The 14,615-nt window shown below is 38.9% G+C and carries 15 protein-coding genes; all 15 read left to right on the top strand.

What is annotated here, in order from left to right; genetic code table 11:
• Positions 1–65 precede the first annotated feature (65 nt).
• The 15 genes from solA to MKY17_RS11545 all read left to right on the top strand — a co-directional run bounded on the left by solA (position 66) and on the right by MKY17_RS11545 (position 14,547).
• The gene (gene solA / locus MKY17_RS11475) at positions 66–1,193 is read left to right on the top strand and encodes an N-methyl-L-tryptophan oxidase (protein WP_098371806.1); all 1,128 of its coding nucleotides are present in this window, start codon (positions 66–68) and stop codon (positions 1,191–1,193) included.
• A gap of 481 nt (positions 1,194–1,674) precedes the next feature.
• Positions 1,675–2,436 carry a 5-oxoprolinase subunit PxpA gene (locus MKY17_RS11480; protein WP_098371807.1) on the top strand — a complete coding sequence of 254 codons (762 nt, stop codon included), beginning with the start codon at positions 1,675–1,677 and terminating at the stop codon, positions 2,434–2,436.
• A gap of 119 nt (positions 2,437–2,555) precedes the next feature.
• Entirely contained in the window at positions 2,556–3,695 is a 1,140-nt protein-coding gene (locus MKY17_RS11485) for an NRAMP family divalent metal transporter (protein ID WP_094246674.1), read from the top strand.
• A gap of 79 nt (positions 3,696–3,774) precedes the next feature.
• Positions 3,775–4,566: a putative hydro-lyase gene (locus MKY17_RS11490; protein ID WP_063233464.1), complete on the top strand. Its 792-nt coding sequence runs from the start codon at positions 3,775–3,777 to the stop codon at positions 4,564–4,566.
• A 27-nt stretch (positions 4,567–4,593) separates the two neighbouring features.
• Positions 4,594–5,352 carry a 5-oxoprolinase subunit PxpB gene (pxpB, locus tag MKY17_RS11495; RefSeq protein ID WP_063233465.1) on the top strand — a complete coding sequence of 253 codons (759 nt, stop codon included), beginning with the start codon at positions 4,594–4,596 and terminating at the stop codon, positions 5,350–5,352.
• Positions 5,349–6,338 (top strand): biotin-dependent carboxyltransferase family protein, encoded by a 990-nt coding sequence (locus MKY17_RS11500; protein WP_098371808.1) that lies wholly within the window; start codon positions 5,349–5,351, stop codon positions 6,336–6,338. Before pxpB ends, MKY17_RS11500 begins: the two co-directional genes overlap by 4 nt.
• A gap of 751 nt (positions 6,339–7,089) precedes the next feature.
• Positions 7,090–8,172, top strand: a complete 1,083-nt coding sequence (locus MKY17_RS11505) for a hypothetical protein (RefSeq protein WP_098371809.1) — start codon at positions 7,090–7,092, stop codon at positions 8,170–8,172.
• Positions 8,159–10,327, top strand: coding sequence for a molybdopterin oxidoreductase family protein (locus MKY17_RS11510; RefSeq protein WP_339201916.1), 2,169 nt, complete (start codon positions 8,159–8,161; stop codon positions 10,325–10,327). The genes MKY17_RS11505 and MKY17_RS11510 overlap by 14 nt, the downstream gene beginning before the upstream one ends.
• The gene (locus MKY17_RS11515; RefSeq protein ID WP_061462858.1) at positions 10,328–10,888 is read left to right on the top strand and encodes a 4Fe-4S dicluster domain-containing protein; all 561 of its coding nucleotides are present in this window, start codon (positions 10,328–10,330) and stop codon (positions 10,886–10,888) included.
• Positions 10,889–10,899: 11 nt separating this feature from the next.
• The gene (locus MKY17_RS11520; RefSeq protein WP_098371811.1) at positions 10,900–11,427 is read left to right on the top strand and encodes a Rieske (2Fe-2S) protein; all 528 of its coding nucleotides are present in this window, start codon (positions 10,900–10,902) and stop codon (positions 11,425–11,427) included.
• Positions 11,417–11,608: a hypothetical protein gene (locus tag MKY17_RS11525; RefSeq protein ID WP_098371812.1), complete on the top strand. Its 192-nt coding sequence runs from the start codon at positions 11,417–11,419 to the stop codon at positions 11,606–11,608. Before MKY17_RS11520 ends, MKY17_RS11525 begins: the two co-directional genes overlap by 11 nt.
• Before the next feature lie 5 nt (positions 11,609–11,613).
• The gene (locus MKY17_RS11530) at positions 11,614–11,925 is read left to right on the top strand and encodes a hypothetical protein (protein WP_063233471.1); all 312 of its coding nucleotides are present in this window, start codon (positions 11,614–11,616) and stop codon (positions 11,923–11,925) included.
• Entirely contained in the window at positions 11,912–12,199 is a 288-nt protein-coding gene (locus MKY17_RS11535; RefSeq protein WP_098371813.1) for a hypothetical protein, read from the top strand. Before MKY17_RS11530 ends, MKY17_RS11535 begins: the two co-directional genes overlap by 14 nt.
• Positions 12,192–13,697, top strand: coding sequence for a nitrate/nitrite transporter (locus MKY17_RS11540; protein ID WP_098371814.1), 1,506 nt, complete (start codon positions 12,192–12,194; stop codon positions 13,695–13,697). Before MKY17_RS11535 ends, MKY17_RS11540 begins: the two co-directional genes overlap by 8 nt.
• A 199-nt stretch (positions 13,698–13,896) precedes the next feature.
• Positions 13,897–14,547 (top strand): sensor histidine kinase, encoded by a 651-nt coding sequence (locus tag MKY17_RS11545; RefSeq protein WP_098371815.1) that lies wholly within the window; start codon positions 13,897–13,899, stop codon positions 14,545–14,547.
• The last annotated feature ends 68 nt before the right edge of the window (positions 14,548–14,615 follow it).

The raw sequence follows: 14,615 nt of genomic DNA on the forward strand, positions 1-14,615 counted from the left end.
TTATATGAATGATTGCTGTTAAACTAGAATGATTGAATGATTCATCTAAAAAGGAGGGAAGCAAGATGCACTATGATGTAATTGTAATTGGAGCTGGATCTATGGGAATGTCTTCGGGTTATTACCTTTCAAAAAAAGGACAAAAAGTATTATTATTGGATTCCTTTGCTCCTCCTCATAATAAGGGCAGCCATCACGGGGAAACAAGAATTATTAGACATGCTTATGGTGAAGGTAGGGAGTATGTTTCGTTAGCACTTAAAGCCCAAAAGCTATGGGGTGAATTGGAAAGAAATTCGGGGGAACAATTATTTCTTCCAACTGGGGTCCTGAATGCTGGAAGCGAAAATTCCACTTTCATTAAACAAGTGAAAGCGGGGTCAAAGGAATATGGTTTACCAATGGAAATCTTGGATTCACATGAAATTCATGATAGATGGCCTGGTATAACACTGCCAGAAGATTACATTGGGTGCTATGAATCGACTTCGGGCGTGTTGAAAAGTGAAGAGTGCATTAGAGCGTATCAACAACTTGCGAAATCTAATGGTGCCGACATAATTGTAAACAGTGAAGTAAGGAAGATAGTTGTTCATGGCGATGGGGTCACGGTTAAAACGGATGAACAGACATTCCACTCAGAATCTTTAGTGGTTGCAGTTGGAGCATGGGCCCCGAAAATACTGGCGATGTTAGATTTAAATCTGCCGCTAGAACCCATTAGAAAAACATTTGCTTGGTTTCATGCAAATGAAAAATTATATAATCATAATGATTTTCCGGCTTTTTCTTTTGATACTTCAATTGGTACATACTATGGCTTTCCTAGTATAAATGGTTCTGGATTGAAAATAGGGAGACATGATGGAGGAAACCGTATAAATCCTGATGGCTGTATTGAAGGGTTTGGTGAATTGGGTGATGATGAGGGGGATTTGGTGAAGTTTTTACGGAAATATATGCCTGCTGATCAACAAATGAAATATGGGAAAACTTGCATCTACACCATGACCCCTGATGAGCATTTTATAGTGGATAAACATCCTTATTATCCACATATTGCTATAGCAGCGGGTTTCTCTGGACACGGTTTTAAATTCAGCAGTGTCATGGGTGAAATTTTGAGTGACTTGATTATCTCCGGTACTAGCAAGGAAGATATTTCATTGTTTTCTATTAATCGATTTAATTAATAATGAGAAGACTTGAAAAAAATATTTCGCCATCGAGATGAAAATACAAAATCACAAGTTTAACTTGAACCTGCATATAGAATGAAAATCAAAGTCGTTGATTCCTTGTCATAGGAATCAACGACTTTTTTAATCAGCAAAAAAAGGTTTAGTACTTGTTTTTGCCGGTCTATTGATATTACATCTATGTATTATTTTTTTACATTAATCTATGTAAATAATCTTCTGTTTAATCAAAGATAATAGTAGAAGAAAACATAAATGATATTCAAGATTAATGAAAAAATACAAAAACATATGTTAGGTTAGCTAACAATTGTATTGTCGAAATAAAAAAAACATGCTAGAATAAGAATATTCCGAAATATGAAACGTCAATTCCGAATTTCGGAATTTTATAAAATTATGAAAGTGAAATATTTTTATCTACATATTTATAGGTTTTATTGTTCGAAATTTCTGTAAATAGGAGGAGTGTACAATGAATACAGTTGATTTGAATTGTGATTTAGGAGAGAGCTTTGGCACATATCGAATTGGAAATGATGCAGAGATTTTGGATTATGTAACATCTGTCAATGTTGCTTGTGGATTTCATGCTGGCGATCCGACCGTTATGAGAAAAACGGTTCAGCTTGCTTTAGAGAAAGAAGTAAAAATCGGAGCCCACCCAGGTTTCCAGGATTTAATAGGTTTTGGCAGACGCAATATGAATATTTCACCACAGGAAGCTTATGATATTGTTGTCTATCAAATTGGTGCATTAAATGGCTTTTTGCAATCTGAAGGCGGGAATATGCAACATGTTAAACCACATGGTGCTTTGTACAATATGGCGGCAAAGAATAAAGAGTTGTCTCTTGCCATAGCTGAAGCAGTATACAAAATTAATCCTGAGCTCATTTTATTTGGCTTGTCGGGCAGTGAATTAATACGTGCTGGACAGACCATTGGATTACAAACGGCTAGTGAAGTGTTTGCGGATCGGACATATCAACAAGATGGTTCATTGACTTCTCGTATGAAAGCGCATGCAATGATAGAAAATGATGATGATGCTGTTGCACAAGTAATTCGAATGGTTAAAGAAGGAAAGGTTTTATCACAGCAAGGAACTGATGTGGCTTTAAAGGCAGATACAATTTGTATTCATGGGGACGGAGCACATGCTTTAACCTTTGCTCGTCTTGTAAAAAAATCCTTAGAAATATCTGAAATTACAGTTAAGTCTATTTCTACATAAAATCACAAACATCTAGGAGGTAGATTTCATTGGAGCCAATCAAAAATACGACAGATCAGAAAAAAAATCATTCTAAGCCAAAAAATAACCGGACATTATTGCTAGGTGCAGCATTTCTTATGGCAACATCAGCCATAGGACCAGGTTTTTTAATGCAGACAACTGTTTATACCCAAAGTCTTGCAGCAAGTTTTGGGTTTGTTATCCTTATTTCAGTTATTCTTGATATTTTTGCACAAACAAATGTATGGCGCATTATTGCTGTATCTGAAAAACGAGGACAAGAGATTGCAAACATGGTTCTTCCAGGACTAGGTTATGTTCTAGCGGCACTCATAGTTATGGGGGGGCTAGCATTTAATATAGGGAACATCGCAGGAGCTGGACTTGGTCTAAATGCGATGATTGGAATTTCCCCAACAACTGGAGCAGCAATTAGTGCAGTTATTGCAGTATTAATATTTGTAGTAAAAGAAGCGGGAAAAGCTATGGACCGCTTTACACAAATCGCAGGCTTTTTTATGATCTGTTTGATGATATATGTTGCATGGACAACTTCTCCTCCAGTTGGAGAAGCAGTAGTGAAGACATTTGCACCTGATAAGATTGATATTATCGCAATCGTTACATTAGTTGGGGGATCTGTGGGTGGCTATATTACATTTGCTGGCGGTCATCGTCTATTGGATGCAGGAGTGAAAGGTGTCGGAGCACTGCCACAAGTAACAAAGAGTTCAGTAATGGGTATTTTAATAACCACAGTTATGCGAGTTGCATTATTTTTAGCAGTTCTAGGTGTTGTATCTAAAGGCTTGCAAATTGATTCAGAAAACCCTGCGGCATCCGTTTTTCAACTTGCTGCTGGAAATGTAGGTTATAAAATGTTTGGTATTGTTATGTGGGCTGCAGCAATCACATCAGTAGTTGGTGCTGCATATACTTCTGTTTCGTTTATCAGAACATTCAGCGAAAAAATAAATAAAAAGGCTAACTGGATTATCATTGGCTTTATAGTCGTATCGACCATTTGCTTTCTATTAATTGGTCAACCGGTTAAAGTACTACTTGTAGTAGGGGCAATTAATGGTCTGATTTTACCAATTGCACTTGGTACACTTTTAATTGCGGCATATAAGAAGAATATTGTGGGTGATTATAAACATCCTTTATGGTTGACGATTTCCGGCGTATTTGTGGTAATCATCATGGCGTTAATGGGCGTATATACATTAATGAAACAACTGCCCGCTCTTTTTTAATGATACATCAATAAAACGGGGTGGAAGTGGCGTGCTAGTTTGTCACTGACTCCTAGTTCTTAATAGGAGATGAATATTAATGATCGATCTTTCTCAAGCTACCCCGGCTGAATTGCGCGCAATGATCCGCAACAATGAATTGATTAAGCCAACTGCTGGCATGGCTAACGGTTATGCACAAGCGAACTTAGCCATCTTAAAAAAAGAGCATGCTTTTGATTTTTTATTGTTTTGTCAGCGTAATCCTAAGTCTTGTCCACTTCTAGACGTAACAGAAATTGGTTCTCCTATTCCTAAATTTGCTGCTCAGTCTGGTGATATACGTACAGATATTCCAAAATACCGGATATATAAATACGGTGAATTAATGGAAGAAGTAACGGATATTTCAGATTATTGGGAAGATGATATGGTTGGGTTTTTAATCGGTTGCAGCTTTACATTTGAACATGCCCTTTTAAACAACGATATTTCCATTCGTCATATTGAAGAGAACAGTAATGTACCGATGTATAAAACGAATATTTCATGTGTTGAAGCAGGGATATTTCACGGGAAAATGGTAGCGAGCATGCGTCCGATTCCTCAGAAAGATGTGGTGCGGGCGGCTCAAGTTACATCGCGTTTTCCTGCTGTTCATGGTGGTCCAATCCATATTGGAGATCCGGAGGCGATTGGTGTTTCTAACATACAGCAACCTGATTTTGGTGATGCAGTAACGATTCGTGAAGGAGAAGTGCCGGTCTTCTGGGCTTGTGGAGTAACGCCTCAATCTATCGCAATGGAAACAAAACCGGCGATTATGATTACGCATGCACCAGGACATATGTTTATAACGGATATCCGTGATGAAAAATTAGGCGTTTTATAATATTACTAACAGAAAGAGTTGAGTTCTATGCCGGAAAAGCTTTTGAATAAAACTACATGCATACTGTCTCCCTTAGGCGATTCCGCAATCGTGATTACATTTGGGAATGAAATTAAATACGACATTCACAAAAAAATTAAAATGTTTATGGATTTGCTTGAAGATGAACCTTTTGTTGGATTTATAGAATGTGTGCCGGCTTTTACAAATTTGACAGTTTTTTATGATCCTCTAGTTATCTATAAGAAACAAAAACAAAGCAATAATGATGAATTTATTTCCCCATATGAAGTGGTTCGTTCTATCATGGAAAGGAAACTACAGTGGTTAAAAGAAGATAAAAAGCTGACACACCGAACTGTTTCTATTCCTGTATGTTATGGGGGGGAATATGGCCCGGATTTGGAATATGTAGCTCGTTATAATAATTTAACTACTGATGAAGTCATCCATATTCATTCAAATGGTGAGTACTTAGCCTATATGATTGGATTTGCTCCAGGTTTTCCGTTTCTCGGTGGACTATCAGAAAAAATTGCAACACCTAGACGATCTTCTCCTAGAATGACCATACCAACAGGAGCAGTTGGAATTGCAGGTATGCAAACGGGTGTATATCCAATATCTACGCCAGGAGGGTGGCAATTAATTGGACAAACGCCAACCAAACTATTCTTACCAGATGTTAATCCTCCAAGCCTATTACAAGCAGGAGACATTGTGAAATTCCATCCAATTTCTAATCAAGAGTATAATGAAATTATTCTTAAGGAGGGGTTACAGTGAGCCTGCGTGTAATCAAACCGGGATTATTAACTAGTATTCAGGATCTTGGAAGAAAAGGGTTTCAGCAACATGGAGTGATTGTAAGCGGCGCAATGGATGCATATTCCCTAAGAATTGCCAATATGTTAGTTGGCAATAAAGAAAGTGAAGCGGCCATGGAAATTACGTTAATGGGTCCGACTCTTAAAATAGAAAAAAATTGCTTGATCGCGATAACAGGTGGAAATTTATCACCTACTATTGACAGTCAAGCTGTTCCAATGTGGAAGCCTGTTTATGTAAAAAAAGGCTCTATTCTTCGATTCGCGGGATGTAAATCAGGTTGTAGGACTTATTTGTCTGTAGCGGGAGGATACGCTATTTCTACAGTTATGAATAGTAAAAGTACATATCTAAGAGGGGAAATTGGGGGCTATAAGGGAAGAGCATTAAAAGTAGATGATGTTGTGGATTTTAATGAAACTTCTACGATTCTAGATAACCGGGAGTTTAAAGAAGCGTTTATCGCTCCAAAGTGGTTTGTCAATGAAAAGGAGTTTATGCCAAGTCGCATGCCAGTTATTCGTTTCATAGATGGAAGCCAGTACGATTATTTTACGGACTCTAGTAAAGTTAGTTTTGCAGAGAATTTGTTTAAAGTTTCAAACCAATCTGATCGTATGGGCTATAGAATATCAGGTCCTTTGTTAGAGTTACAGGATAAAAGGGAGCTATTGTCTGAAGCAGTAACTAACGGGTCTGTTCAAGTTCCTCCTGATGGAAACCCTATTATTCTTCTTGCGGATAGCCAAACAACGGGAGGGTATCCTAAGATAGCTCAAGTGATTACTGCAGATTTACCATTAATTGCTCAGGTCAAACCAGGGGAATCTATTCAATTTTCACGAGTAACCTTAAAAGAAGCCGAGCAGCATTTCCTTCAAAAAGAACAACAATTAAAAGATTTAAAGGTTTCGATTTCATTATTTCTAAAAAACAGCATGTAATATAGTTACTTCATCAAGAAGTAACAAAAGGAAGAGAGTACTCTTATTAAAAGGGTACTTTCTTTTTTTGTTAATACATAATAAGTGAAAGATGGAGCCTCTATTTATTTTCTTTATTCAAGGCAGTTTTTCAAATAAATTGTTGCTTTATTTTACCTTAATACTTGATGGCTGATGTGACTCCAACAAGTATTTTCTTTAATGACTGTATCAAGAATTACTTTATCTTGCATTTAAGCTTAGTATTAACCGTTGAATTTCTATGTGGATTTTTATCGCTCCTATCTGATTAAATGTTTCGATCTATCAGAATTCTCTATCCCATTTTACTATGTATGTGCAGTTCTTCTTTCAGTCAATAAAAATCTTGAATACTAATATCTTTTTGTGAGATTATGTCTCAATAATTTCACCTCTATATACTTATTTTCATTAAAAAACATTTGTTTTCGGTAATCGATTTTATCATATGCAAAGACTGCAAAAACAACAAACATCCCTTAATCATACTAACATCTAGAAAAACTTCCATCAGCATTCCACCATTGCAAAATAAAATATAAAAACTGGAAAAGAGAAAACTTGAACATTGAAATATAGTACAGGCAGTTCTGCACATCAGAACTGTTTTTTTTATTTTAAAAGATAGGGGAATTTTCCCCTTAGGATAGGGAAGTCCCCCGATATGGAACAATCGGGAAAGATCTTACAATTAGAGTATGGTAATTGTTTGTAATAAGGAGGAATAGTAATGCAGGCAAAAGTCGCAGTAAATCAAAAAACAGGCAAATCAATTGATAATGCTTTTGCATCACATTTTGCTAAGTCTATGTTTCTAGCAGTTTGCGGACTTGTATTCTTATCGTTTATTGGTACGAGAATGTTTACACACGTAGATTTAAACCTTTATGGCTATATGATGGGGACGATTATTTTTATTGGGGGGTTCTTTTACAGGTTTATCGCATGGGGAGAAAGGCCGCCAACAAAGGTTTTTATAAAAAAAGGCATCAAACTGATATTTAGAAAATCAACGCCTAAAACATCAGTTGAACATTTAGCAACATACAATTTCATCTGGAATAGGGGAATTTACCGATGGACTCAGCACGTTCTAATCGGATGGGGATGTATCCTTTCCTGCTTCGTGACATTCCCTCTAGTATTTGGATGGATGTACTTTACCATGGACGACAATGGCTACTACAACATCATCGCAATGGGGATCCAGGTAATAACAGTACCAGCTGATGGGATCATTGCGAACTTATCATATAACGCTCTGAACATTACAGCTGTGATGGTCATTGCCGGAGTATGCATGGCTCTTTACCGCCGCTTGAAAAATATGCAGGCAAGAGCAGAACAAAAATTCATGTATGACTTTCTTCCACTATATATGCTGTTATTAGTCAGCATTACAGGATTGGCACTAACGTTTTTGAACATCTTTTTGCACGGTGCAGGACAGCCAGCCATGTCCCTGATTCACCAGTGGTCAGTCATTATTACATTGATTTATCTTCCGTTCGGAAAACTTGCTCACATACCTTTCCGCCCACTGAGTGTATTTGCCAGAAACTACAGAGAGCATTATGCGGAACAATCCATGAAAGAATGCAAAGTTTGCGGTAATGAGTTTGTTTCAACAGAACAATCAAAAGATGTCATAGAGGTTCTCGGTAAGAATGAAATAGAATTTCAAACTAAGGATGGCCACCATCTCGCCGAAATGTGCCTACCTTGCCGAAGAAAATACCGGATTGCCCAATTTTCCGGATTTCCTATCCACGAGGTAAAAGTTAAGGAGGCTAACCAGAATGCAAAGGGATAAGTTTTTTAAAGATGTAGAGAATTTGTTACACCCTAATGAAACATTGGTTAAAACGCATTGTGCATATTGTGGAATGCAGTGCGGAATGAATTTAAGGGTAAATAGAGCGACAAATAAAATCATTGGGGTTGAACCACGTTATGACTGGCCCGTAACTGTTGGGAAAATGTGTCCAAAAGGGGTTACAGCTTACCAGCAGACGAACCATGATGATCGCATTTTAACACCGCTTATTCGTGATGATGCATCATTAAAGGGAACAAAGGAAGGTTTCCGAGAAGCCAGCTGGGATGAAGCATATGATTTAATCGCGAAAAAATTCAGTGAGCTTCAAAAAAAATATGGAAAAGATTCATTATCCGTTTTCAGCGGCGTATCAATGACGAATGAAAAATGTTATTTAACAGGGAAATTTGCACGTGTGGCTCTTGGCACGCGCTACATTGACTATAATGGCCGATTCTGCATGTCTAGTGCGGCCGGGGGATTCCTTCGTTCTTTCGGCGTAGATAGAGGTTCAACATTACCCTGGACAGATATTCATGAAACTGATTGCTTATTTCTTGCAGGAAGCAACACAGCAGAATGCCATCCAACTTCTATGTTCAGAGTCTGGAACGTTCAAGAAAGAGGCGGTTACATTATCGTGGCGGATCCCCGCGAAACGCCTGTTGCGAGAAGAGCGGATGTTCATCTTGACTTGAAACCGGGAACGGACCTTGCCCTTGCTAATGGAATCTTAAATGAATTAATTCAAAATGGTTATGCTGATGAAGAATTTATTAATAATCATACAAATGGATTTGAAGAAACAAAAGAGCTTGTAAAAGATTTTACGCCGGAATATACGAGTGAGCTTACAGGTGTTGCACCGGAAAAGATCATTCGCGCAGCAGAGATTTATGGAAGATCACCGAATGCAGTTGTCATGTTTGCCCGTGGAATTGAACAGCAGCATAAGGGCGTTGACAATGTATCTGGATATACAAACATGGCGCTTGTAACAGGTAAGATTGGCCGTCCGAAGTCTGGTGTAGCAACTTTCACTGGTCAAGGAAACGGGCAGGGTGGACGCGAGCATGGTCAGAAAGCGGATTTATTGCCAGGATACCGGAAAATTACGAATCCTGAACATGTGGAAGAAGTTTGTAACGTATGGAATATCACTCCGGAAGAAATGCCTAAGCCTGGTGTTTCGGCTTACGAAATGTTTGAACTGATGGAGCAAAAAACGATTCGCGGATTATATCTGCTATGTTCTAATCCTGCAGTATCTGCGCCTAACCTGAATTTTGTCAGAAGGGCGATGAAAAACCTGGATTTTATGCTGTGTTCGGATTTCTATCTTTCTGAATCAGCAGAGTTTGCGGATGTGATCCTGCCGTCCGTAACGTGGTCAGAAGATGAAGGAACAGTTACAAACCTTGAAGGGCGAATTATTAAGATAAATAAGGCACAAGAACCAATCGGAAAATCTAAGCCCGATTGGCAAATACAAGTAGAGCTTGCAGAACGTCTTGGGAGAGGAAGATATTTTTCCCATTTGAAAACTGCAAAAGATGTGGCAGATGAATTCAGACTGGCCAGTAAAGGCGGAAATGCCGATTATTACGGCGCCACATGGGATAAGATTGACAAACAGGACGGGGTATTTTGGCCTTGTAAGGATGCAAATGACAAGGGAACGCCGCATATGTTCTTGGATAAAAAATTCTATCACGCAGACGGTAAAGCGAAAATTTGTGCACTTCCTTACCGTCCCCCTGCTGAGGAGCCAGATGAAAAATATCCGCTTCGTTTAACAACTGGACGTGTCGTTTACCACTATCTATCAGGGAACCAGACGAGAAGAATTCAGTTCCTTCGTGATATGTGTCCGGAACCTTACGTGGAAGTACATCCGGATACAGCAAAAAAATACAATATGGACCATGAGGATAAGGTCCGCCTGTATACCCGAAGAGGTGAGGCAATCTATAAAGTGAAAATTACAGAAGCAATTCGTGAAGACACTGTATTTGTTCCATACCACTTTGGGCACGAGCAATCTATCAATCTATTAACCATTGCAGCGCTTGATCCAATGTCCCGTATGCCGGAATTTAAGGTCTGTGCAGCCCAAATGGAAAAAGTCGAAATAAAGAAGGTGCAATAAATGAAAAAGAGGCTCTACTTAGAACTTGAAAACTGCATAGGATGCAGGTCATGTCTAGCGGCTTGTACACAATGCGGAGGGCATGAAGAGCGGAACAGAAACTATGTATATGATGTAAACCCTCTGGTCAATCGGCAAACGATGCCTCTTATGTGCCTTCATTGCGTAAATCCTGCCTGTGCAAGGAGTTGTCCGGCCCAGGCAATCCAAATCCATGAGACAGGGGCCGTGTTATCAGCACTCGTTGAAAAATGTATCGGCTGCCAAAATTGTACGATTGCTTGCCCATATGGAATACCGAAATTTGATACTGAACAAAACTTAATGTACAAATGCGATTTATGTATCGACCGGACAAAAGACAGTATCCCGCCAATGTGTGCAAGTGTTTGCCCATCCAATACACTTCAATGGTTGACAGATGAAGAAATTGAAAATAAGAGAAAACAATTTAATCTAGATAATGGAAAATGGGTGACTAGCCTTCCTTATCTTGAAAGTGAAACGAACGTTAAGGTAAATCTCCCAGGTATTTTACAGGGGATAACCAAGCTATATTAGGAGGGATTAAGATGCCGTCAGATAAAAATAATAAAATTCCCTTTAATGAAGATAATTACACTCATAATATTGAACGGAATAATGAAAGAAAGCTTGACAGACGTGGGTTCATGAAAACATTGGTGGGTGCTGCTGGCGTATTCGCCATTTCCTCCCTCCCTTGGGGGGCGGTAGCGGCTAAAGAATTGATGGGGCTTGGGGAGAAGGAGTATCCTCACAAAAAAATCACAGATGTAAGCAAACTTGCAATTGGTGACGCAAAGAATTTTAAATTTCCAGGTGATCATGATGATGCCATTTTGATCAGATTGTCAGAAAAGAAATACGTAGCATACCAAAATGCATGCACACATCTTCGCTGCCCAGTTTTCTGGGTGAAGGAAGAGGGCGAGATGATCTGCCCTTGCCATCATGGGAAATTTGATGTTGAAACAGGTGTTCCGACTGCAGGGCCGCCAAGAAGGCCGCTGCCTGAGATTCAGGTGAAAGTGGAAAATGGGGCGGTATACGCAGTAAGGGTGAAGCGTTATGAAGTTTAAGTTTATCGGTGTCGCGTTGCTTTGTGCCTTCTTGATGATGAATATTGTATTTACCCAATTCATGGTTCACCAATTTTATTATGAAAATTATGTAAATGTTTTAATATTTGGGGGATTGAACATAGTGGTGTTTCCCTTAGCGTTATTTACTTATAAAAAAACGAAAAACGAAAAGGCGTGAATCAAATGAACAGTGAAACATACTTTGATTTTTGTTTTGTAAAAGAAGCATCTGGAAATTTTGCTGCTGAAATCGATAAGCTCCTTTCAGACCTTTTTAAAGATGTCCGTCTTAACTGGTATTTAGATGAAAAGTCAATAGATGGGGCCGATATTGTAGTTGCCGAAGTAAAGGGAATGAGCAATTGGGAGTCTGTAGTGGAAACAATTGAATTTATCGAGAATCATGCAGAAGATACATTCTGGGAATATTTGCAGGGTTTTCAAATGAATGTTTACACGGCAAAGAGAGGATGCAATACCTGTGGAACACATTAAAATAGAAGATATACAACCATTAATATCGGAAAAAGCAAGTGTAGCCATCTTAGATGATGATGGCCAGGGTAAAGCTCCTTTCGTTTCTAAAACGATTGTTAAGGTGGAGCTTTGTCCTGACATGACACATCTACGGATATATTTTGACCACCATAATTTTTTCGCTGTCCCTTTGGCATGCAATATGGCTAAAAACAAAAATGAGTGGTCAGCTTTTGACGAAAGCACAGGGTTACAATATGTAATTAGAAGAGAGTGTGATCAGAATGATTAGGAAAATACAGCTTCCATTACAGACTTTAAACTTAGTAGTAGGATTTATGGTGTGGGTATTAATTTCTTCCCTGATGCCTTTTATTAAAGAAGATATTGCTATACCTGAAGGTCAGCTTGCACTGGTGACAGCCGTTCCGGTTATTTTGGGATCAGTACTTCGTATCCCCCTTGGCTTTTACGCCAATCAGTTCGGGGCAAGGAAAATTTTCCTGATTAGCTTTATTTTACTATTGTTCCCTGTTTATTATATCAGTATCGCCGATTCCCTTGCCGACTTATTGATTGGAGGACTTTTCCTTGGTATTGGAGGAGCCGTATTCTCTGTTGGAGTAACCTCTTTACCTAAGTATTATCCAAAGGAGCGTCATGGCTTTGTAAACGGCATTTACGGTGCAGGGAACCTTGGAACGGCAGTATCGGCTTTTGCTGCACCTGTTGTAGCTGAGAATTTTGGCTGGTCAACAACTGTACAGCTTTATCTTGTGATTTTGGCTGTCTTTATCGCAGGTAACTTTCTGTTAGGGGATAAAAAAGAGCTGAAAGTAAAAACACCGCTTTTAGAACAAGTGAAGAGTGTCTACAAAAATGAAAAACTATGGCTGCTAAGTTTATTCTACTTTATTACATTCGGTTCTTTTGTTGCATTTACTATCTATCTGCCAAATTTTCTTGTAGCGAACTTTGGATTGGATAAAGTTGACGCCGGTTTGAGGACAGCAGGCTTTATTGTTCTTGCTACCCTAATGAGACCAATTGGCGGATGGCTTGCAGATCGCTTTCATTCCCTCATTCTGCTCATGTTTGTTTTCGGAGTGTATACGGTTTCAGCGATGATTCTATCCTTTGCTCCATCGATTGGATGGTACACTTTTGGTTGTTTGAGTATTGCCCTCTGTGCGGGAATGGGAAATGGTGTCATTTTTAAACTGGTGCCCATGTATTTCCAAAAGCAGGCTGGTATTGTGAATGGTATTGTTTCCGCAATGGGCGGTTTGGGAGGTTTTTTTCCGCCATTAATTTTATCCTTGTTATTCAATATCACAGGACATTATGCAATCGGGTTCATGGCATTGTCAGAAGTTGCCCTTGCAAGTTTGATTTTAGTTGTCTGGATGTATTTCCAAGGCAAAATGGGGCTTGCCAAAGAAGTGATTGATCATACAATAGAAGGGATTCTTATTACCGATACCACCGGCAAGATCATTTCAGTAAACCCTTCGTTTTGCAGTATTACGGGTTATCAGGAAAATGAAGTAATAGGGAAGAACCCTAGTATACTTAAGTCAGGCAGACAGCCTCAAACTTTTTATGAGGATTTGTGGAAATCCATTGAGATAAACGGGTTCTGGCAAGGTGAAATCTGGAATAGCCGAAAGGATGGACAGCAATATCTACAATGGCTGACCATTAGTTCGATAAAGAATGATGCGGGGGATGTCGTTCAATATGCAGGAATGTTTAGTGACATTTCAAGTCATAGAGTGAAAAAGGCATAAAATGAACTGCGTGCATGAAATCATTGGATTTGAAGGCTGAATTGGAGTTTTCGAGAACGAGAAATTTTAATTGCTAAGTTTCCGGTGGGAGAGAAGGTATACGTCAGTGTTTTAACCGCTAGACCGAAAGTGTAATTGGGAGAGCATGTCATATTTTGAATGGCCAATAATCAGCGACAATCGAAGAAGGAGGGTGGGAATGAATACTCAGCCACTCAAAAACAACCTCAGTTCTTATATTATACAAACACATGAAGAAGAGATTAAAAGAATTGCCATGGAGCTTCATGAAGGTGTGGGGCAGTCCCTTTCCAGTCTCTTTTCTGGAATGCAGCTCATGGAATCGGCAATCGAACAGCCTGCCATGAAAAGCTATGCAGGTGATATGAATCAGTTATTGGAAAAGGCAATTCAAGAAATCAGGCTTTTGGCTGTAGAATTGCATCCACCTACCCTTACAACTCTTGGGCTTATTTCAGCTATAAAAAGCTACATAAAATTATACACTTCAACCTACGGCCTTGAGGTTGAGCTGGAGAACCATGGTATTGAATCGGAAATCTCTGATAGAGAAAGCATTACACTTTTCAGGGTCTGCCAAGAAGCATTGGTGAATATAGCAAGGTATGCTGACACAACGAAGGCATGTATGATATTTAAATGGGAAAAAAGCAGGTTATTGATTTTGATTAAAGATTCAGGGAAAGGGTTTGAGGTTGAAGCCGCTATGAATAAATTGAGCGGGCTTGCTGCCATGTGTGAAAGAATGCATTTGATCGGCGGAAATTGTACCATTGTTTCGAAAATAGATGACGGGACATCTATAGAGATTTCTCTGCCATTATATTAAAATGCTAAACAAGGGGTTTGCGAATTTTGCAATCCCCATTGTTGTTTCATATTCATTAATAACGATAG

The organism is Peribacillus sp. FSL P2-0133, assembly GCF_037975445.1.
GTDB classification, from domain to species: Bacteria; Bacillota; Bacilli; order Bacillales; family DSM-1321; genus Peribacillus; species Peribacillus simplex_E.